This is a genomic window from Pantoea sp. AN62, assembly GCF_050432985.1.
GTDB lineage: Bacteria > Pseudomonadota > Gammaproteobacteria > Enterobacterales > Enterobacteriaceae > Pantoea > Pantoea brenneri.
Genome location: NZ_JBNPYB010000003.1, coordinates 260,965 through 281,277 on the forward strand (window position 1 = coordinate 260,965; position 20,313 = coordinate 281,277).

Genomic DNA, 20,313 nt, shown 5'->3' on the forward strand with positions numbered 1-20,313 from the left:
TCCGCGTTACAGACAGGAAATCACCATGAGCAAAGTTTTAGTTCTGAAATCAAGCATCCTCGCAGGCTACTCACAATCCAGCCAACTGGCTGACTTCTACGTTGAACAGGCAAAGTCTCAGGGCAAAGAAGTGACCGTACGCGATCTGGCAGCAAACCCGATTCCGGTACTGGATGGTGAGCTGGTTGGTGCGCTGCGTCCGTCTGATGCGCCACTGTCACCACGTCAGCAGGAGGCGCTGGCGCTGTCTGATGAGCTGATTGCAGAACTGCAGGCGCATGATGAAATCGTGATCGCTGCACCAATGTACAACTTCAACATCCCGACTCAGCTGAAGAACTACTTCGACCTGATCGCTCGTGCTGGCGTGACTTTCCGCTACACCGAAGCAGGCCCGGAAGGTCTGGTGAAAGGCAAGCGTGCGGTGGTGATTTCCAGCCGTGGCGGCATTCACAAAGACACCGCGTCCGATCTGCTGACGCCATACGTGAAGCTGTTCCTGGGCTTCATCGGTATTACCGACGTTGAGTTCGTATTTGCTGAAGGTATCGCTTACGGTCCGGAAGTGGCTAACAAAGCGACCGCTGAAGCTAAAGATACTATCCAGCAGATCGTCACTGCATAATCTTTTGATGCCGTTGTACTTGCCGGGCCCTGTGCCCGGCTTTTTTTCGCCTGGTGTTACTCTTTCTTCAGCCACTGACCGTTGATGCCGCGAACATATTCGCCCGCCGCGGCGCGGCTGACCAGTTTCTGGCCGGCGATGCTGGCAACCTCGGCGGTGGTTAAATTGTTCTGCTCTGCCACCCGCTGATACTGCTGCTGTCGTCCCGCGTTAATGCGTTCTGTCAGCGCCCGGGTTTCGCTGTCCTGCGCCCGGGCGGCCAGATAGCCCGACAGGGTTTCGCCCACCCGTCCCGACTGGCGGGCCTCGTCCAGCGTCAGCGCCCAGGCAGGCTGGGCCATCACCAGGGCGAGCAACAGGGCTACGCTGATGCGTTTCATACTCGCTCTCCTCAGAACAGATCGCTCTGGTTTTTCAATAACGCTTCCACGTCTTTATCTACTTTGATGTGAATCTCATGCTCGATTTTCACGTTCATATTGATGGTGATCGGATCTTTGGGTGCCGTCACTTCAATGCGTGGCACACAGCCGATCAGCGGCAGCCCGGCTGCCAGAACCAGTAATGCCCTGAGGCTCATGGTGAGGTGTCCTTGTTCGATGGCAGAGTGGCATGTTGCTCCACCCAGGATTGCAAATTATCGCCAAAGCGCAGACTGCGCCACAGCTGAAACAAATTTTCCTGATGATGATAGTTGAGGTTGACGGTCTGCCGACGGTTGCTGAAGCGGCTGACGCCCTGCACCTGCGCTTCCATGGTGAGATCGCCGAGATTATTCAGGTTGATGGTGGCCCACGAGCGGGAAATCTCCATGTAGCGCAGCCAGTCCAGCGCCGCGCCGGTCGCCACGTTATTGCGGGTGATCGCATCCGCCATATCTTTATCGAGCCGGAAGGTCAGCGGACCACTGTTGGCGATCCACCCTTTCTCGATCAGCCAGCGCGGATTATTCAGCCACAGCGGCAGCTCGCCGTTTACCCGTCCGGACATGGCAAACTGTTTTGGTTTGATCGCCGTCACCAGCTCGCTCAGGCTGATATTGCGCAGTGATACCCGCGCCGGCTGATGCTGCGGCATCTGAAGCGCCGGTAAGCTGATCTGCCCGCCCAGCAGATCGAGACTGACATCCTGCAGGGTCAGCGGTGCCTGTTCGCTCCACGGCCAGGCTCCCTGCAGATCGGCACGAATGTTCTGCATCGCAAACTGATTTTTTACCTCGGCGATGCGCAGCGAAACCGGACCGTGCTGACCAAACTGCCACTGCTGATCTTTCAGCCGGAACGGCAGCGAGAAATCGACGCCGTTAATCTGGCTGTCCGGAGTCCAGAGACTGCCCGCTTTGACCGTCCAGTGCCCACCGGCCTGAAATCCCTGATCGCGCGCCGCAGAAAATGCCACCTGCGCCTGCAGTTCGCCGCTGCGGATCTGCATTTTCAGATCCGGACTGAGTAACGGCTGGAATACGGTTAACGATTGCTTTGGCCACCAGGCTTCGCCACGCAGCCGTTCACCATCCCAGCGACCGTGGACCCGCAGCGGCCCCACCTCACCGGCGTTGAGCGCACCACGCCAGATGAATTTCCCCGGGTCGCGGCCCGTGGCCTCAAAGTCGAGCGTCGCGTCCGCCAGCCTGCCGCCATAACTGAAACGGGTTGGCCCCGCCTGCAGCCTGAAGCCGCCGTTAAACGCCGGATGCGCCTCAGCGCGCTGCCAGTAGACCGGCGCGGTCAACGTCAGACGGGGCTTTTCAACCTGGACGCTGCCATAAGCGAGGTGATTGAAGCCGGTGGAGAGCGTATCGAGATGAATCAGCGTATCCCGCCAGCCGCCGGTGCCTTTAACATCCCAGCGCGCCTGCAGCGGCCGCATCTCGCCCCCGCCCCAGTAGCGCCAGTTCCATTCGCCTTTATCCGGCCAGAAATCATTGGCGCGACCGTCCAGGTGCAGCCGGAAACGGCCAAAACTGGCGTCGTGCGCATTGAGGATCGCCTGCAGCCGCCCATCAATCCCCTGCGTGGAGAGCCGGACGCCCGCCAGCGGCCAGCGCGCCTCATCCACCTCCAGCGTCGAGAGCAGACGACCGCGCAGTCGCAGCAGCGATTTAGGTTGCAGCAAAAGTTGTGGATCGAGCAGTGAGCCGCTGAGCAGACCCGGAATCGAGCCGTAAAGCTGCAGGTCAGAGAGTTTGCTTTCGCCCGTCAGCTGAAACGGCAGGTGGCTGTCGGTCAGGCTCAGATGACCCGGACCGATACCCAGCACCACGTTGCCTTTGCCGCCGCGTCCCTGCGTCAACAGGTTAATCCGGCCGCTAATCTGGCTGGCGTCGAGGCCCGCCTGCCAGTTGTCCAGCGTCAGATTAATGAAACCTGACAGCGGCTGACCCGCCAGCGGCCAGAAATACTGACCCTGCTGGATGCGAATCTGATCGTGGCTCGCCTGCCACGGCAGTTGCAGCAGCGGCTGCAGGGTATCCGGCATCGCCACGCTCAGTACGCCCTGCTGCTGCTGCCAGTTAAGGGTCAGTTGCAGCGGATGCGGCAGCGCGGTCAGCGCCAGCTGTCCGGCCACTTCACCGTTGACCGGCAGCCCGCTGGCGAAAGTCGGAAGTTCGAGGTGGCCGCTCAGGGTGATCGGCTCAGGTAAAGCGGCATGATTAAGCGTCAGGCGACTGATGGCGAGCTGCTGGCCGGTCAGCGTCGCCGCCAGCTGCAGGTTCTCACCCTGATAACGGAGTTGCTGACGCTGTTTTTCCAGCGTCAGATCCAGCGCGCCGGCGTAGGTCTGCCACGGCGTGACGACCAGCTTCGCCAGATGAATGTCGGCCCCCGGCAGCATCGCCTGCCACTCGGCCAGCGTTTTGGGCGCTGGCGACGGGCCGTCACTGGCGGGTAATTTTTGCAGGCATTCGCTGTTCAGCGTCAGCTGTGCGGCATTGAGCTTCCAGCGTGAATCGTGCCAGCCGAGCGAGGCCGACTGGATCTCCGCCAGCAGGCAATCCTGGGCCAGATAGCGAATGCCGGGAAACCACAGGCCGCCATCCCGCCAGCGCGGCGATCCGGAGAGCGCAATGCGGGTCTCTGCCGGCAGCCAGATGCCGACTAACCGTGGCAGCCATTGAGTGATCGTCAGCAGTAAGCCCAGCAACAGCAGAATCAGCGCCAGAATGGCCGCCAGCCGTCGCCGGAAAATCCGTGGCATCACAGCCATAATCCTTTTCCTTACAGTATCCTGACAACGATGATGGCATGTAACGCCCCGAAGGTGAAGGTCTGGCCAGCGCGCAAATCAGCGGTTAGAGCAAAGTCAGTCAGAAAACGTTATCCTTGATCCACACCCGTATGCAGGAGCACAACGATGAAGATCGCGGTTTACAGCACCAAACATTACGATCAGAAGTACTTCGAACAGGTTAATCAGCAATTCGGTTTTGAGCTGGTTTTTTTTGACTTTTTGCTGACCGAGAGCACGGCGAAAAACGCCGTCGGTTGTGATGCCGTCTGTATCTTTGTCAATGATGATGGCAGCCGCGCGGTACTGGAGGAGCTGGCGTCGCTGGGCGTCAAGTACATCGCTCTGCGCTGTGCCGGTTTCAACAATGTCGATCTGGACGCGGCGGCGGAACTGGGTCTGCCGGTCGTCAGGGTACCGGCCTATTCGCCGGAAGCGGTGGCGGAACATACGGTCGGTCTGATGCTTACCCTGAACCGCCGCATTCATCGCGCCTATCAACGTACCCGTGACGCCAACTTCTCACTCGACGGCCTGACCGGATTTAATATGCACGGTAAAACCGCGGGCGTCATTGGCACCGGTAAAATTGGCATCGCGACAATGCGGATCCTCAAGGGATTAGGCATGCGCCTGCTGGCGTTTGATCCCTATCCCAGCGATGAGGCGCTGGCGTTGGGGGCCGAATATGTCGATCTGAAAACGCTGTTCGCAGAATCGCACGTGATTACGCTGCACTGCCCGCTGACGCCGGAAAACTATCATCTGCTTAACGCCGACGCGTTCAGCCAGATGCGTGATGGCGTGATGATCATCAACACCAGCCGCGGTAGTCTGATTGATTCACAGGCAGCGATTGATGCGCTGAAACAGCAGAAGATTGGGTCGCTTGGCATGGACGTGTATGAGAATGAACGCGATCTGTTCTTTGAAGATAAGTCGAATGATGTGATTCAGGACGATGTGTTCCGCCGGCTTTCTGCCTGCCACAACGTGCTGTTTACCGGTCATCAGGCGTTCTTAACCGCCGAAGCGCTGACCGCCATCTCTGAAACTACCCTGAATAATCTCAGCCAGCTCGATCGCGGCGAAAATTGCCCGAATCGTATCTCTGCCTGAACATGCGGGCCGGAACTCTCCGGCCTGTCCCTTAACGGGCGCAGCGTCCGCCAATCAATGCCTGTTCATCACAGCGACGACCATTCACTAACTGACACATGCCGACCCGGGAACCGTCCAGCTGATGGGAAAAAGCCAGCGTGCCGCCTGCATTGGAACAGGTACTTTCAGCCAGCGAGGACATCATCACCCTGGGCTGGATATGGGCGGCTGTCGCCTGTTGCGGTGGCTCGTTGTCATCACTGTTGCTGCTACAGGCAGAGAGGATCAGCGCGGCACCGGCCAGCAAAAAGGTGGCTGCTTTCATCAGTCAGACTCCGGGGGTTGGGGTAAAAGGCTGAGCCAGCATATGTCAGGCAGCGCAAGGGGTCGAGGGGTGAAACAGCTTTTTACAAAATTCTCCAGCGACATTTGCAAGCAGAATTATCTTGTTTACCTGCTATCAGGGAATCGTCAGACTTTCCCGGCGTTTATTAAATCGGAGTAATGCCATGTTAATTGACATGTTAATTCGCATCGCGCTGGCGGGGGTGCTGGGCGGTCTGATCGGAATGGAACGTCAGATGCGGGCCAAAGAGGCGGGACTGCGCACCCACATTCTGGTGGGGATTGGCAGTGCGATGTTTATGCTGGTGTCGAAATATGGCTTTGCCGATATGCTGAGTAATGAGCACGTCGCGCTGGACCCGAGCCGCGTGGCGGCCCAGGTGGTCAGCGGCATGGGCTTCCTCGGCGCGGGCACTATCATGATCCAGAAACAGGTGGTGAAAGGATTAACTACCGCCGCGGGTCTGTGGGTCACCGCAGCGATTGGCCTGGTGATCGGCAGCGGGATGTACGAGATTGGCATTTACGGCACGGTACTGGCGCTGGTGGTGCTGGAAGTATTTCGCCGTCTCAGCCATTTTCTGATTGGCAAACACCATACGCTGCTGGTATTTCTCAAACCCAAAAGCGTCCCGCTGGTGCTGCTGGTGATGCAGCGGGAAGGCATACGCTACGGCAACGTGACGGTGATCAATCGCGATGAAGAGAGTGGCCTGTGCGAACTCAGCGTTCAGGTGACGTTGTCACGCAAATCAAACGATGCGCATCTGTACGATAAGGTGATGGAAATCAAAGGTGTGCAGTCGCTGGAGATGATGTAATCAGCTTTACTGCGGGCACGCCGGTTTTTGCCCCTGCCCGCCGCCAATTGGCACTGGTATTTCAGCGCACATTAAGTACCATACGCAGCAAAAGTTATTTCTATCGTCAGCCATGACGCTGACGTCTCTGTTTACAGGCCAGGAATCACGTGACCAGTTCAAAAGAACAGTATAATTTCAACAAATTACAGAAACGCCTGCGTCGCCATGTCGGCGAAGCAATTGCTGATTTTAATATGATCGAAGAAGGCGACCGCATCATGGTCTGCCTGTCAGGCGGTAAAGACAGCTACACCATGCTGGAAATTCTGCGCAGCCTGCAAAAGAGTGCGCCGGTCAATTTCAGCCTGATTGCGGTTAACCTCGATCAGAAGCAGCCGGGTTTCCCGGAGCACATCCTGCCGGAATATCTGGCGTCGCAGGGTGTCGAATACCGGATAATCGAAGAAGATACCTATTCGATCGTTAAAGATAAGATCCCGGAAGGCAAAACCACCTGCTCGCTCTGCTCTCGTCTGCGCCGCGGTATTCTTTATCGTGCCGCCAGCGATCTGGGTTGCACCAAAATTGCGCTGGGCCACCATCGTGATGACATCCTGCAAACCCTGTTCCTGAACATGTTCTACGGCGGCAAGATGAAAGGCATGCCACCCAAGCTGATGAGCGATGATGGCAAACACATTGTGATTCGCCCGCTGGCCTACTGCCGCGAGAAAGATATCATCCGCTTCTCTGAAGCTCGTCAGTTCCCGATTATCCCGTGCAACCTGTGTGGCTCTCAGCCGAACCTGCAGCGTCAGGTGGTGGCCGATATGCTGCGTGACTGGGACAAGCGTTATCCGGGCCGTATCGAAACCATGTTCAGCGCAATGCAGAATGTAGTTCCTTCGCACATGGCCGACATCAACCTGTTCGATTTTAAAGGGATTAAGCACGGCGATGCCGTAGTGGATGGCGGCGATCTGGCGTTTGACCGTGAGACCCTGCCACTGCAACCCGCAGGCTGGCGGGCGGAAGAAGAGGATGCGCCGGATGTCAGCGCGCGTCTGGACGTGGTGCAGATTAAATAAGCCACTCCGCCACGATTAAGGGCGTGCTGTTAACAGCACGCCCTTTTTTATATGTTTCGGTGCGGTGGCGGATCCATTACCGGCGGAAACTCCGGGTCCGGTGGCGGATCGGGTTGCGGTTGTGGCTGGGGAATCGGGTCAGGAATCGGGGTCGGATCCGTGGGGATCGGCTCGCTGTTAAGAATCGCGTTCATGCCGTGCTCCTTTTCTTGCGAATGAAGTTTAAGCATAGGAAAGGAAACGCATCACAGCCAGGCGGCAAAAAAAAAGCCGGCACAGTGGCCGGCGTGTTTCGAATTAAATGTGCTATGCATTAATTCTAAATCAGGAAGTAAGACAATATGGAGCGCAACGCCCATCGCTTGACGTTGCATTCACCTGCGGGAGAGAGTTTGCGTCAGTCGCGCTTAAGGGTTATTGATATCGATCAGCTTTTTTTCGCTTAGCGCTGCCAGCGTTGGTTGAGTGGCGTTTTTCAGGCCGGTCAGCGCAATCCGCCGGTGATACCGCTACAGCCAGCGCCGCTTGCGCAGGTAGCCGGCCACGCTGAGCGCCAGCACCACCAGCAGCAGGCAGAAGATCGAAAAGCCGTAACGCCACTCCCCACCCGGGATGCCACCCAGATTGACGCCGAACAAACCGGTGAGAAAGGTGGCGGGCAGGAAAATCATCGCCATCAGCGACATAGTGTAGGTGCGGCGATTCATCGACTCCGCCATCTGCGAGGCGACCTCATCGGCCAGAATGGCGGTCCGCGCCACGCCAGCGTCGAGGTCATCCAGTCCGCGTCCGAGGCGATCGGCAATCTCCTGCATCCGCCGCCGTTCACTGTCGTCCATCCACGCCAGCTTCTCGCTGGCCAGCCGGGCATACACGTCGCGCTGCGGTGCCATATAACGCCGCATCACAATCAGCTGCTTGCGCAGTAAGCCCAGTTCGCCGCGCGCCGGCATCCGCTGGTCCAGCAGCGCATCTTCCATTTCGATGATTTTGTCGTGCAGCTCTTCGATAAATTCGCTGGTGTGATCGGTCAGCGCATCGCAAACGTCCACCAGCCAGCTGCCACAGTCGATGGGCCCGTTGCCGTTTTGCAGATCGGTCAGCACCTCATCCACCGCGAACACTTTGCGCCGCCGGGTCGAAACAATCAGTTTATCGTTGATAAACACCCGCATCGCCACCAACTGGTCGGGACGCGCATCGCTGTTATGATTGACGCTTCGCAGCACTATCATAAACCCGTCGCCCAGCCGGCTGACGCGCGGCCGCATGCTATCGCCAGCTAACGCGTCACGCACCGCATCGGGGATTTGCGGCGTCGATTGCAGCCATTCCGCGCTCTGACGATGGGTATAATTCAGATGCAGCCAGCAGGGCCGCTCGCAGTGGATCACTTCATCTTCTGCAATCGGGATCAGCCCGCCCTTTCCATCCAGCTGGCAGGAAATAATGGCGTCTGAAACCTGCAATGCTTTTCCGTCAATTACATCCACAACCTTGCCTCACTACTAAAATCAATACGATACAGTCTAGCGTGGCGGCGTTGAGTTGCAATCACCGGGCTGTGTAGAAAGATGTCAGTCTGCGGCCTGACTACAGGCCGCAAACGGCTAGTGCTTTTCAATCCACAGTTCGCGGCTGTAGGCCACATCTTCCGGGTTGGTGATCGGGTAGCCTTTGACCCAGGGTTTAATCAGGCGGCCGTTGGTGTACTGGTAGATCGGCGCGATCGGCGCCTGAGCAGCCAGAATCTGCTCGGCACGGTTGTAATCACTGTTGCGTGCCTGGTCGCTGGTCTCTTTGCTGGCCCTGGCGAGTACCGCGTCGTATTCCGCATTGCTGAAGCGCGCGATATTACTGCTGTTGCCCGAGGTCAGCAGATTGAGGAAGGTGGAGGGCTCATTGTAATCGCCAACCCATGAGGCGCGGATAACGTCGAAATTGCCGCTGTTGCGGCTGTCGATGTAGGTTTTCCACTCCTGATTCTCCAGCGTGACATCCACGCCAAGGTTCTTTTTCCACATCGAGGCCACCGCAATCGCGATTTTCTGATGGCTTTCAGAGGTGTTGTACAGCAGCTTGAGGCGCAGCGGCTTGTCCGGTCCATAACCGGCTGAGGCCAGCAGGGCTTTGGCCTGGGCATTGAGGCTGTTTTGATCGTGCTGCTGCTGGAATGACGGCAACGGCTTAAAGCCGGCGGTGACGTCCGGCGTAAAGTGCCACGCGGGCTTTTCGCCGGTTCCCAGCACCTTGTCGGCAATAACCTGGCGATCAATCGACCATGACAGCGCCTTACGCACCCGGACATCCGCGGTCGGGCCTTTTTGGGTATTAAACGCGTAATAATAGGTACCGAGCTGGTCCGGCGTATACACCTGCCCCGGCAGCGTTTTCTTCAGCAGTGCATACATGTTTTTAGGAAAGGATTCGGTAATGTCGATATCGTCTGAGCGGTAGCGTTTGGTGGCGCTCGACTCTTCGTTGATCGGTACGAAGGTCACTTTGGTCAGAACCGAATGGGCATCATCCCAGTAGTGCGGGTTACGCGTCAGCACAATTTTCTCATTCACCACCCGCTCGCTCAGCTGATAGGCGCCGTTACCCACCAGCTTGCCTGGCGCAGTCCAGCTGTCGCCCTGCCGGGCAATCACCTGCTGCGGAACCGGAAACAGCGCCACGTTGGCGACCAGCGCCGGGAACCACGGCACCGGACGGTCGAGCGTAACTTTCAGCCGGTTGTTGTCCTGAGCCACCACGCCCAGCTTGTCGGGCGTCATTTCGCCTTTGGTGATCGCTGCTGCATTCTCAATACCGCTTAAGCCGGCAAACCAGGCAAAGGCCGAACTGTTTTTAGGATCGACCAGACGTTGCCAGCTGTAGACGAAATCCTGAGCGGTGACCGGCTCGCCGTTGGACCAGCGGGCGTTATTGCGCAGGGTAAAGATCCAGGTTTTGTTATCGCTGCTGCTCCAGCTTTGTGCCACGCCAGGAACGATTTTGCCGTGCGCATCCTGATTGGTCAGCCCTTCAAACAGATCGCGGATAACCTGAATTTCCGGCAGCCCCACCGCTTTGAGCGGATCGAGCGAGGCGGGCTCATCTTTGATATGACGGACAATCTGTTGCTGGTCAGCGAGTTGTGCGCCGGCGGGTAGCGTCGCCGCCATGGCGGGTGTGAGTACGCTGCTCAGGCTGAGCGCCGCCAGCGTCATGCGAAAGGTCTTAACCATCATCACTCCTTTACCCCAAAGAAGCGCTGCCCCGGTCCGATGCCGACGCAGCTTGTCTTGCGGCACTTTATCGCAAATTGCTGATTGATAAATAGCTATTTTCCGCGCGCCGCTTTTCCGCTACTTTTAGGAAAACCCTTTCAGAGGAAATCACCATGTCGTCATTACACCCACGACCGCTGCGCGGCAAACTGGACGTTCCGTACCAGCAATATGGCCGTTCAGTGCTGGGCGCGCCGCTGCTGTGGTTCCCGGCTCCGCTGGGCGATGCCGACAGCGGACTGATCCTGGCGGGCACCCACGGCGACGAAAATGCGGCGATCGCCACGCTCTCTGCTGCGCTTCGCACGCTGCCGGACGCGCTGCGCCGTCACCACGTGGTGCTGGCGGTCAACCCGGATGGCTGTCAACTGGGATTGCGCGCTAATGCTAACGGCGTCGATCTTAACCGCAATTTCCCGGCGGCGAACTGGCAATCAGGCGACACGGTCTATCGCTGGAACAGCGTGGCGGACGCGCGTGACGTCGCCTTATCCACCGGCAGCCATCCGGCATCTGAACCGGAAACTCAGGCGCTGTGTGCCCTGATTCATCAGCTCAAGCCGCGCTGGATTGTCTCCTGGCACGAGCCACTCGGCTGCATAGACGATCCGCATCAGGCGGAGATCGGCGGCTGGCTGGCGCAACAGACCGGCCTGCCGCGCGTCAGTAGCGTGGGTTATGACACGCCAGGCTCGTTTGGTAGCTGGTGTAAGGATCTCAGTCTGACGTGCGTCACGGCAGAAATGCCGGTGATTTCAGTGGATGAAGCCACAGAAACCTATCTGGAGATGATGGTTAATCTGCTGCGCTGGCAGCAATAATCAACTGACCGTTCTGCACTTTAATGGCTGGTTCTGCGTCGACCGCCAGCCAGGTCGGCCCGTCTAAGTCGGCAAAGCGGGTTTGCGGCACCAGCGGCAATGCGGCGCGAATGGCGCGTGAGGTACAGAGCATGCAGCCAAGCATCAGCGCAAAGCCTTGCTGCTGTGCCGTCGCCGCCAGCGCCAGCGCCTCGGTCAGTCCACCGGCTTTATCCAGCTTGATGTTGACCATCTCATAACGACCGCGCAGCGCGGCCAGGCTGTCACGGGTGTGGCAGCTTTCATCGGCGCAGATCGGCAACGGATGAATAAAGTTCTCCAGCGCCGCATCTTCTCCCGCTGGCAACGGCTGCTCCAGCATCGCCACCCCGATATCGGCCAGCAGCTGACAGCGCGCCGCCAGTCCCTCCGCATGCCACGATTCGTTAGCGTCGACGATTAACGTCGCCTGTGGCACTGCGGCGCGGATCGCCATCAGTCGTTCGGTAATAAAATTGTTATCCAGCTTAATTTTCAGCAGTGTCGCCCCGTGCTGCCACAGCGCCTGGGCGCTGCTGGCCATCGCTTCCGGCGTATCAATGCTGACGGTCTGGGCAGTGACCACACCCGCGGGTGCCGCCACGCCGCTGAGCTGCCACAGGCTGCTCTGTTGCTGGCGGGCCGTCAGATCCCATAACGCGCTATCGATAGCGTTGCGCGCCGCGCCGGCGGGCAGTGCCTGTTGCAGCGCTTCGCGCGTCATTCCCTGCTGTAAGGCAGGCAGCAGCGAGGCGATTTGTGCCAGTACCGAGGCTTCGGTTTCACCGTAGCGTGCATAAGGCGTCGCTTCACCGACCCCTTTCATGCCCGCCTCTTCAATTTCAACCACCACCACTTTTACTTCAGTGCGTGTTCCACGGGCAATGACAAACGGCGTATGTAGCGGCCAGGCTTCGGGATAACTTTTTACCGTTCTCATTTACTCTCCAGAATCTGCAACGCAATGGCAGGCTGCCTGCGCTAAACTCAATAATTGAACTCGTAAACCCTTAAATTTTATGTCATAAACAACGACTATAGCGCGTTTTTAGCCGTTTATAAGTCAGATCTCTTCACCATCAAAAAGGAATCAGTATGTCTCAGACTGTTCATTTTCAGGGTAACGCAGTACCGGTTGCGGGTCAGTTTCCTCAGGCTGGCGATAAAGCCAAAGCATTCACGCTGGTGGCAAAAAACCTGGTCAACGTTGCGCTCTCTGAGTATGCAGGAAAACGTAAAATTCTGAACATCTTCCCCAGCATTGATACCGGCGTCTGTGCCTCTTCAGTACGCAAGTTTAATCAGGCGGCGGGTGAACTGAATAACACGGTTGTGCTGTGCATCTCTGCTGATTTGCCGTTTGCCCAGTCGCGCTTTTGTGGCGCAGAGAACCTCAGCAACGTAGTAACGCTGTCGACCCTGCGCGGTTCAGAGTTTAAGTATGACTACGGTGTGGAAATTGCCGATGGTGCGCTGGAAGGCCTGACGGCACGCGCGGTCATTGTGCTGGATGAAGACGACAAGGTGATTTATAGCCAGCTGGTGGATGAAATTACCACTGAGCCGGACTATGACGCGGCGCTGGCAGCGCTGAAGTAAAAAAAAAAGCGGATAACCCGGTTATCCGCTTTTTTATCACCCTCGCAGGTCACCTACTCACTTTCAGTTCGCTTCTGCCCCAATCCATATTCACGCAGCTTATTGGCAATCGCGGTGTGCGATACGCCGAGCCGTTTAGCCAGCTTGCGGGTGCTGGGATAGGAGAGATAGAGCCGGGTCAGAATCGAACGCTCAAAACGGCTGGTAATCTGATCCAGCGTGCCTTCCAGTGCCTCATCCCCCAACGACACATCCAGCGCCTGCTCCGGTAACACGATATCCTGAGGACGCAGTTCATAGCCTTCGAGTTGGGTCAGCGCGCGGTAAAGCGCATTTTTCAACTGACGCACGTTACCTGGCCAGGCATAGCGGGTTAAAAAGGCATTAAGCTGCGGCGACAGGCGCGGACGAGGCATCCCCTGTTCGTCGGCGAAGCGGGCGACAAACATCTCGGTCAGCGGCAGGATATCCTGCGGACGGTCGCGTAGCGGTGGCAGATGCAGGGTCAGGACGTTCAGCCGGTAAAACAGATCCTCACGGAATTCGCCGCGCTGCACCAGCTCAATCAGGTTCTTCTGGGTGGCGCAGATGACGCGCACATTGACATGCACTTCATGCTCTTCGCCGACCCGGCGGAAAGTCCCATCATTGAGGAAACGCAGCAGCTTGGTCTGCATTCTTGGCGACATCTCGCCGATCTCATCCAGCAAGACAGAGCCGCCATTAGCCTGTTCAAAGAAGCCTTTCTTACCCTCCAGCGCATTCGGGTAAGCCCCGGCGGCATGACCAAACAGTTCGCTCTCGGCAACATCATCCGGCAGCGAGGCGCAGTTAAGCGCCAGGAACGGCTTTTTACCGCGCGCGCTGCGCAGATGACAGGCGCGCGCCAGCATATCTTTACCGGTGCCAGTGTCACCAATGATCAGCAACGGCGCATCGTGCATCGCCAGCTTGCGCGCCTGGTCCACAACCTGACGCATTTTTGGCGTCACCGCGACAATATGGTCAAACTCCGATTCGTCGGTTACCACCAGGTTCTGTAACTGCTGGCCCATGCGCGCGGTGGATTTCAGCATCACCATGGCACCAACCGGCTGATCGTTCTGACCCTCTTCACCGGAAAGATAGATCGGTCGCGCTTCCATCAGGAAATCCCGCCCTTCAATCACCACGTGCTGCGCCTGCGCTTCCACCCGCTCGCTTTCCAGCCAGCGCATGAAATTGAAACCGTTAATCAGGTTTCCGGCACTGAAATTACGCATCTTCTGTTCGTCGAGATTGAACAGGTTCTGCGCCGCCGGGTTCGCCAGTTCCACTTTACTTTTCAGATCGATAGAGAAGACCGGTTCCGGCATCGCCACCAGCAGCGCACTCAACGCACGATGCTCACGTTCCGACGGCATGTACGCTACGGTGCGCACATCTGTTACGCCCGGTGTACGCCGGATTTCTGCCATCAGGCTGCTGAAAGCATCAAATTCCAGCGCGGAAAAGTTGAGGTAGATGCGGCCTAACGCCGCGATTTCGATACCGCGCAGATCGATATTGCGCGCAACCAACAGGTCGAGCAGTTCACGCGTCAGACCGATTCGGTCCTGACAGAACACTTCCAGACGCATTGTGATGGCCTTAATCAGCTTCAGATGGGCCGATGATACGCTAAGAGATGCGCCAGCAGAAAGGGCTCTGTCAGGAAAAGTTGACACTCACCCGGCGTTTGGCTGCCTTTTATACTGCCTGCCGCCGATTTGTGCAGGAAGCTGGGATTGTCAATCTTTGTCAGTATGAAACTTTTGATCGTTGCTGACTTGCTGTATATTTCACTCAACTCATTAATAACGATTATAAAATGCTTATCTTCTTTGCTAAATACCTGACCGTTGGCGTGTTGAATACTCTGATCCACTGGATCACATTTTTTATCTGTATCAGTCAGGGCTTTCTGCAATCCACCGCGAATGTTATTGCCTTTGGTCTGGCGGTAACCTTCTCATTCTTTGTTAATGCACGCTGGACCTTTAATCAGCAAGCCACACCCTTTCGCTATATTTTGTACGTGATATTTATGGGCGCGATGGCCTTTGGTGTTGGCTATCTGGCGGACCGGATCGGCCTTTACCCGATCGTTACGCTGATAACGTCTTCGGCCCTGAGCCTGGCCTGTGGCTTTATCTTTTCCCACTTTATCGTGTTTAAAGGAAATAAATGAAGATTTCTCTGGTGGTGCCGGTTTTCAATGAGGAAGAGGTGATTCCTCTTTTTTACGATGCCGTCAGGAAATATGCCGCATTTGCCGAGTGGCAGGTCGAGATCGTTTTTATTGACGATGGCAGTACGGATGCCACCCGGGCGCTGATTGCCCAGCTTAGCCAGTGCGATCCGCTGGTGCGTACCCTCTCCTTTATCCGCAATTTTGGCAAAGAGGCGGCGCTGTTCGCCGGCCTGGAAGCTGCTACGGGTGATGCCATCATTCCGATTGACGTTGATTTGCAGGACCCGATTTCGCTGATCCCACAAATGGTCAGCAAGTGGCAGGCGGGTGCTGATATCGTCTTAGCCAAGCGAATTGACAGAAGCGCCGATGGCCATCTGAAACGTAAAACCGCGCACTGGTTTTATAAGCTGCATAATTGCATCAGCCATCCTCAGATAGAAGAGAACGTGGGTGATTTCCGGCTGATGTCACGGGAAGTGGTGGAAAATATTAAGCTGCTGCCTGAAAAAAATTTATTCATGAAAGGTATTCTTAGCTGGGTTGGCGGGCAGACAGAGATTGTCGAATATATCCGTACAGAACGGATAGCGGGCAACAGTAAATTCAGCGGCTGGAAGCTCTGGAATCTGGCGCTGGAGGGACTGACCTCATTCTCGACCTTCCCGCTTCGTATCTGGTCGTACATTGGTTTTCTGGTCGCCTCATTAGCCTTTCTTTATGGCCTGTGGCTGATTGTCGACAAACTGCTGTTTGGCAATCCGGTGCCGGGCTATCCCTCGATCCTGGTTTCAGTGCTGTTTCTGGGCGGCGTTCAGCTTATCGGCATTGGCGTGCTCGGCGAATATATCGGTCGCATCTATATGGAGACCAAAAACCGGCCACGTTATATTTTACGAAACAGCGATAAGTTAAAAAAAACCAGTACTGAAAGATGATGAATTATGCCACCGCGTGGCAACAGCAGCGTGCCAATAACAAAGGATGAAAGATGATGATCGGTAAACAGGGCCTGAGCCGTGGCAACGTGTTTGTGCTCTTTATAGTGGTGTTTCTTTTTGCATACTATCCGGCTTATTTAACCCATTATGCCTATACCGATGACTGGACCAACCTCTACTGGGCCAACTTCGATCAGCGCAGTATTTTAAACTGGGATACGTTATCAGGCCGGCCGGTGTACGGAATCATCCAGTATGCCGCCTCTTTTATTGTCGATAGCGTAGAAAAACTGGCGCTGCTGCGTGCAGTGGCAATTATTCTGCTTATTTTTACCGGCTATTATCTTTATACCCTGACTCAGAAATACGCGCTGATGGAAAGCCAGGCGCAGCGCATAACCTTTTCACTGTTGCTCTGCCTGCTGCCTTCTTTCCAGGTTTATATCGCCTGGGCATCCTGCTTTCCCTATATCGCCGCGATTCTGCTGGCTGGCGCGAGTTATCGATGGTCCGTGAAGCCAGGCGTAGCTGGGCCACTATTGGCGATCTTTCTGCTGACCATCGCCTTCTGTATTTATCAGCCAGCTGCGATGAGCTTTACCTTTTTTGCCATGCTGGATTTGTGCCTCTCAGCACGCAGGATCGATAAAAAACGTGCCGTGATTTCGCTGGTGGTATTGGGCGCGGGCATGTTTGCCGCCTTGATTGCGTCGAAGGTGTTGCCAGTCCAGCTTTATGGCCATGCGCTGCCGCGTTCGGCATTTAGCTACGATCTGCTGAATAAGGTGAAATGGTTCTTTTCAGAGTACCTTAAAAACATCATCTGTCATTTTGATCTCGGGGCAAAAACCGTTTCGGTGATTCTCTCTTTAATCGTCATTGGCTTTGGGCTAAAGAAAATTAAAGCCGCTGGCACTGATAAGTTCTGCCTGATCTTTTTTTTATTGCTGATCGCCGCGCTGCCCAATCTGATTGTCAGTGAAAGCATGGCAGCCTATCGTACCCTGATTGCCGGCGCCCTGATTTCAACCAGCATTTTTATTGTCGGTCTGTTTGAGATCAGCCAAAAATTTAAATGGAAAAAGTGCTTATATGCCGCGCTGGTGCTGGCAGCGGCTTCACTGGCAATCAGTCATCTCAACAACGGCTATTCGGTTCCGGCGCGCAAAGAGTTTGCGCTGCTTAATCAGGCCATCACCTCTCAGGTGCCAAAAGATTTCCATGGCGCGCTCTATTATCGTCTGACCGGAGAATATCTGCCGAAAGTGGCGACATTGCGTAAATATGATGATTTTGGCGGGCTGGGATTAAGCATGTCATGGACCTTTGCCGGCATGGCGCACTTTATCCGGCAACAAAACGGCATGGCGTTTACGCTGCCGGCGAATCCGGTTATTACCGACGAAGCCGGTTGTCCGGGTGACTGTCTGGTTATCGATTCGCGCGCGGTGCTGCGTCAGCCTCATTAAGCGCAAAGAAAAGGCGGCCAGCCAGGCCGCCCTTGTTGATTGCGTCACAGCACTGGCTAGGCAGACTTATTGCCGCCCTTCTGCAACGCCTCTTTCATCTGTCCTAACAGCTCGCGACGGAAATCACCCAGTCGTGGCTTATCCTGCTCCAGCCACGGCAGTGGGCGACACAGTTCCATCGCTTTGATGCCCAGCCGCGCGGTCAGCAAACCGGCGCCAATACCCTGCGCGGCGCGGGTAGAGAGTCGGGCGGCGATATCCTGCGACATCCAGTCCATCCCCACTTCGCGCACCAGTTCCGACGCACCGGCAAACGCCATATTGAGCAGCACCAGCCGGAACAGGCGTATACGACTGAAGTAACCCAGTTCGATACCGTAAATTGCGGCGATGCGATTGACCAGCCGCAGGTTACGCCAGGCAATAAAAGCCATATCAACCAGCGCCAGCGGACTGACGGCGATCATCAACGTGGCTTCTGCCGCGTGACGGCTGATTTCACGTCGCGCCTGGCGATCCAGCACCGGCTGCACCAGCTGGGCATATAAACGTACTATTTCGCTGTCGTTATGAGTTTCATGAAGCGCGGCATGCCAGCGCTGTAACGCCGGATGCGCCTGATCCAGCTCGGCCTGCTGGGCCAGCTTTTCGCAAAATGCCCGGCCTTTACCTATGCCATGGCTGTGCAGCAGTTCGCGGCCGATGTCGCGCTCTTCGGCACGCTGACGAAGCTGATAGAGGCGGCGCCATTCACCGGCCAGCGCGCCGACGCCAGCCAGCACGATCAGGCCGCCCGCCACGCCACTGCCGAGCGAAAACCAGTCGCGGGCCAGCCAGGCATCATGGGTCCACTGCACGCCCTGCGCGACGACGCTGATGCCGAACAGTGCCACGCCAGCCATCACCAGTTTGCGCCACAGGCTGCGCTTCGGTTTCAGCGCCGCTTCCACCGCGCGCTCACCTGCGCCCTCCTCCTCGACGACGGCTTCGTCATCCTGCACCGCCAGAAACGCCGCCTGCGCCTGGGCGTCAAAAGTCTGCGCGGGTCGTAACGGCACCTCTGTCGCCTCATCCAGCGGACGAGAAAAATCGATACGGGGCTTCAGCGGATCACTCATCGCAATTTATCTCCTAACAAAAATTCCAGCGCAGCATCCATGCGGATATGCGGCAACGGCCGATCAACGTCCAGCTGCTGTGGGCGGAATTGTTCAAACTGGAAACCCTGCTGCTGCCAGAAAGCATTGCCCGGCAGCCGCGGCGGCACTTCACCGGGATAGACGGTCAGCGGTTCGCCATCACTCAGCCGATTGCCGCGCAGCGCCGGGATCTTCTCACCCCGGTGATCCACCAGCCCGCTCTGCGTCGCCTGCACCGAGGCCAGGCCGATGCAGTCCATGCTGATCCCCTCAAATGCGGCGTTCTGCCAGGCATCCTGCACCAGCTGCTGCAACAGTGACACCATATTGCCGTGCTGATCGCTGGTGATATGGTCCGCTTTGGTGGCGGCAAACAGTAATTTATCGATAACCGGTGAAAACAGCCGGCGGAACAGCGTCCGCTGACCATAATGAAAGCTTTGCATCAGCTGCGTCAGCGCCAGCCGCATATCATTGAAGGCTTGTGGTCCGCTGTTGAGCGGCTGCAGGCAATCGACCAGTACAATCTGGCGATCGAAGCGCAGGAAATGATTTTTATAGAAGCCTTTCACCACGTGCTGGCAGTAGTAGTTAAACCGCTGCTGCAGCATGCTGAAGTTGCTGCCTTTGTCGGCCTGAGCGAGTTTGCTGAGCTGCAGATCGTCGGTAACCGGCCACGGGAAAAACTGCAGCGCCGGTGCGCCCGCCATGTCGCCAGGCAGGACAAAGCGGCCCGGCTGGATGAAATGCAATCCTTCAGCCTTACAGCGGTGCAGATAATCGGTCCAGGCTGCGGCAATTTCCGCCAGCCGGTTTTCATCGGCGGGTGCGAGCGGGTCGAGTTGCTGACAGAGGGTGCGCCACGGCGTCGCCCACTCTGCGCGATCGCCCTGCAGCAGCCCGTTCATCTGCCGTGACCAGGCAAGGTAATCCTGCGCCAGCATCGGCAGATCGAGCAGCCATTCGCCGGGATAATCCACGATCTCCAGATAGAGCGTGGCGGTCTCTTTCAGATGTCGCAGCAGCGATGCATTGGGGCGATAGCGCAGCGCCAGCCGCATCTCACTGACGCCACGGGTCGGTGTCGGCCAGGCAGGTGGCGTGCTGTAGAGCTGTGCCAGCCCTTCATCGTAGGTAAAGCGCGCCGTTCCCATATCGCGCTGCGGTACCCGCTTTACCCCGAGCAGGCGCTCATCCCGCACCACGGAAAACAGCGGCAAACGTGCGCCGCTGTGGACCGTCAGAAGTTGATTAACCAGCGAGGTGATAAACGCGGTTTTTCCGCTGCGGCTTAGGCCGGTAACCGCTAAGCGCAGGTGCCGGTCAACGCCGCGGTTCATTAACGCGACAAATTCAGTTTGCAGTCTTTTCATCTTTCTCCCTGATGAAGCGCGACGCCGCGCGATTCATTACGCGTTTCAGCAATGGCTCCAGCGCCATCGCCAGTAAAAGACGTAACGGACGGCGTGCTACCGATTTTACCGCCCAGCCGGTGACGCCAGCAGGACCGTAAGTGACAGCGTTAATAATGATGAATTTAGCCGCCGACTTCAACGCGGGTGCCGCGCGGTGGCGAAAAGCAGTGGATCGCGAGAAGGACATCGACACCTCCGAAGGGTCAGCGAAAGGGCCTGTTACAGGCCCGGTATGAT

The 20,313-nt window shown here is 56.8% G+C and carries 21 protein-coding genes; 9 read left to right on the forward strand and 12 right to left on the reverse strand.

Annotated elements, in window-relative coordinates; translation table 11 throughout:
- Positions 1-25 precede the first annotated feature (25 nt).
- Complete coding sequence (gene azoR / locus FHW04_RS05645; RefSeq protein WP_031376778.1) at positions 26-625, forward strand: FMN-dependent NADH-azoreductase; 600 nt, start codon at positions 26-28, stop codon at positions 623-625.
- Between the two features lie 56 nt (positions 626-681).
- Here azoR and FHW04_RS05650 read toward each other — a convergent pair whose 3' ends face one another.
- Genes FHW04_RS05650 through FHW04_RS05660 form a run of 3 tightly spaced genes read right to left on the reverse strand, consistent with a single transcriptional unit; the run spans position 682 to position 3,832 of the window.
- Complete coding sequence (locus FHW04_RS05650; protein ID WP_031376779.1) at positions 682-1,005, reverse strand: YdbL family protein; 324 nt, start codon at positions 1,003-1,005, stop codon at positions 682-684.
- 11 nt (positions 1,006-1,016) lie between these two features.
- The gene (locus tag FHW04_RS05655; protein WP_031376780.1) at positions 1,017-1,205 is read right to left on the reverse strand and encodes a YnbE family lipoprotein; all 189 of its coding nucleotides are present in this window, start codon (positions 1,203-1,205) and stop codon (positions 1,017-1,019) included.
- Entirely contained in the window at positions 1,202-3,832 is a 2,631-nt protein-coding gene (locus tag FHW04_RS05660; RefSeq protein ID WP_089561494.1) for a YdbH family protein, read from the reverse strand. Before FHW04_RS05660 ends, FHW04_RS05655 begins: the two co-directional genes overlap by 4 nt.
- A gap of 147 nt (positions 3,833-3,979) precedes the next feature.
- Between FHW04_RS05660 and FHW04_RS05665 the strand changes: the two genes are divergently transcribed.
- Positions 3,980-4,972 (forward strand): 2-hydroxyacid dehydrogenase, encoded by a 993-nt coding sequence (locus tag FHW04_RS05665; RefSeq protein ID WP_094106149.1) that lies wholly within the window; start codon positions 3,980-3,982, stop codon positions 4,970-4,972.
- Between the two features lie 31 nt (positions 4,973-5,003).
- On the opposite strand, the gene FHW04_RS05670 is transcribed toward FHW04_RS05665, so the two are convergent.
- Positions 5,004-5,279: a putative hemolysin gene (locus FHW04_RS05670; RefSeq protein WP_069728368.1), complete on the reverse strand. Its 276-nt coding sequence runs from the start codon at positions 5,277-5,279 to the stop codon at positions 5,004-5,006.
- Positions 5,280-5,463: 184 nt separating this feature from the next.
- Here FHW04_RS05670 and FHW04_RS05675 point away from each other — a divergent pair, with 184 nt between their 5' ends.
- Positions 5,464-6,120 carry an MgtC/SapB family protein gene (locus FHW04_RS05675; RefSeq protein WP_031376784.1) on the forward strand — a complete coding sequence of 219 codons (657 nt, stop codon included), beginning with the start codon at positions 5,464-5,466 and terminating at the stop codon, positions 6,118-6,120.
- A gap of 149 nt (positions 6,121-6,269) precedes the next feature.
- A complete protein-coding gene (gene ttcA / locus FHW04_RS05680; RefSeq protein WP_031376785.1) occupies positions 6,270-7,190 on the forward strand; it encodes a tRNA 2-thiocytidine(32) synthetase TtcA in 921 nt (306 codons plus the stop codon).
- A 47-nt stretch (positions 7,191-7,237) separates the two neighbouring features.
- Here the strand turns inward: ttcA and FHW04_RS05685 are convergent, their stop codons facing one another.
- The 3 genes from FHW04_RS05685 to FHW04_RS05695 all read right to left on the reverse strand — a co-directional run bounded on the left by FHW04_RS05685 (position 7,238) and on the right by FHW04_RS05695 (position 10,420).
- On the reverse strand, positions 7,238-7,384 hold the full coding sequence (locus FHW04_RS05685; protein WP_162836816.1) for a hypothetical protein: 147 nt from the start codon (positions 7,382-7,384) through the stop codon (positions 7,238-7,240).
- Positions 7,385-7,699: 315 nt separating this feature from the next.
- A complete protein-coding gene (gene zntB / locus FHW04_RS05690; RefSeq protein WP_031376786.1) occupies positions 7,700-8,683 on the reverse strand; it encodes a zinc transporter ZntB in 984 nt (327 codons plus the stop codon).
- 117 nt (positions 8,684-8,800) lie between these two features.
- Positions 8,801-10,420, reverse strand: coding sequence for a peptide ABC transporter substrate-binding protein (locus FHW04_RS05695; protein ID WP_089561493.1), 1,620 nt, complete (start codon positions 10,418-10,420; stop codon positions 8,801-8,803).
- Positions 10,421-10,575: 155 nt separating this feature from the next.
- Here FHW04_RS05695 and mpaA point away from each other — a divergent pair, with 155 nt between their 5' ends.
- Positions 10,576-11,283 carry a murein tripeptide amidase MpaA gene (mpaA, locus tag FHW04_RS05700; RefSeq protein ID WP_069728370.1) on the forward strand — a complete coding sequence of 236 codons (708 nt, stop codon included), beginning with the start codon at positions 10,576-10,578 and terminating at the stop codon, positions 11,281-11,283.
- Here the strand turns inward: mpaA and ycjG are convergent.
- On the reverse strand, positions 11,258-12,241 hold the full coding sequence (ycjG, locus tag FHW04_RS05705) for an L-Ala-D/L-Glu epimerase (RefSeq protein ID WP_089561492.1): 984 nt from the start codon (positions 12,239-12,241) through the stop codon (positions 11,258-11,260). The two genes, mpaA and ycjG, sit on opposite strands and share 26 nt — an antisense overlap.
- Before the next feature lie 155 nt (positions 12,242-12,396).
- On the opposite strand from ycjG, the gene tpx reads away from it, so the two are divergent.
- Entirely contained in the window at positions 12,397-12,900 is a 504-nt protein-coding gene (gene tpx, locus FHW04_RS05710; RefSeq protein WP_031376975.1) for a thiol peroxidase, read from the forward strand.
- 53 nt (positions 12,901-12,953) lie between these two features.
- On the opposite strand, the gene tyrR is transcribed toward tpx, so the two are convergent.
- Complete coding sequence (tyrR, locus tag FHW04_RS05715) at positions 12,954-14,519, reverse strand: transcriptional regulator TyrR (RefSeq protein WP_031376976.1); 1,566 nt, start codon at positions 14,517-14,519, stop codon at positions 12,954-12,956.
- A 230-nt stretch (positions 14,520-14,749) separates the two neighbouring features.
- Here tyrR and FHW04_RS05720 point away from each other — a divergent pair, with 230 nt between their 5' ends.
- From FHW04_RS05720 to FHW04_RS05730, 3 genes are read left to right on the forward strand one after another with little or no spacing between them, the layout of a single operon-like run.
- Entirely contained in the window at positions 14,750-15,109 is a 360-nt protein-coding gene (locus FHW04_RS05720; protein WP_089561491.1) for a GtrA family protein, read from the forward strand.
- A complete protein-coding gene (locus FHW04_RS05725) occupies positions 15,106-16,050 on the forward strand; it encodes a glycosyltransferase family 2 protein (RefSeq protein WP_031376978.1) in 945 nt (314 codons plus the stop codon). Before FHW04_RS05720 ends, FHW04_RS05725 begins: the two co-directional genes overlap by 4 nt.
- A gap of 53 nt (positions 16,051-16,103) precedes the next feature.
- Complete coding sequence (locus FHW04_RS05730) at positions 16,104-17,522, forward strand: glucosyltransferase domain-containing protein (RefSeq protein WP_069728373.1); 1,419 nt, start codon at positions 16,104-16,106, stop codon at positions 17,520-17,522.
- 56 nt (positions 17,523-17,578) lie between these two features.
- Here the strand turns inward: FHW04_RS05730 and FHW04_RS05735 are convergent, their stop codons facing one another.
- From FHW04_RS05735 to pspD, 3 genes are read right to left on the reverse strand one after another with little or no spacing between them, the layout of a single operon-like run.
- Positions 17,579-18,640: a YcjF family protein gene (locus FHW04_RS05735; RefSeq protein WP_089561490.1), complete on the reverse strand. Its 1,062-nt coding sequence runs from the start codon at positions 18,638-18,640 to the stop codon at positions 17,579-17,581.
- Positions 18,637-20,034 carry a YcjX family protein gene (locus FHW04_RS05740; protein ID WP_069728375.1) on the reverse strand — a complete coding sequence of 466 codons (1,398 nt, stop codon included), beginning with the start codon at positions 20,032-20,034 and terminating at the stop codon, positions 18,637-18,639. The genes FHW04_RS05735 and FHW04_RS05740 overlap by 4 nt, the downstream gene beginning before the upstream one ends.
- Positions 20,015-20,263, reverse strand: coding sequence for a phage shock protein PspD (pspD, locus tag FHW04_RS05745; protein WP_031377768.1), 249 nt, complete (start codon positions 20,261-20,263; stop codon positions 20,015-20,017). Before pspD ends, FHW04_RS05740 begins: the two co-directional genes overlap by 20 nt.
- Between the last annotated feature and the right edge of the window lie 50 nt (positions 20,264-20,313).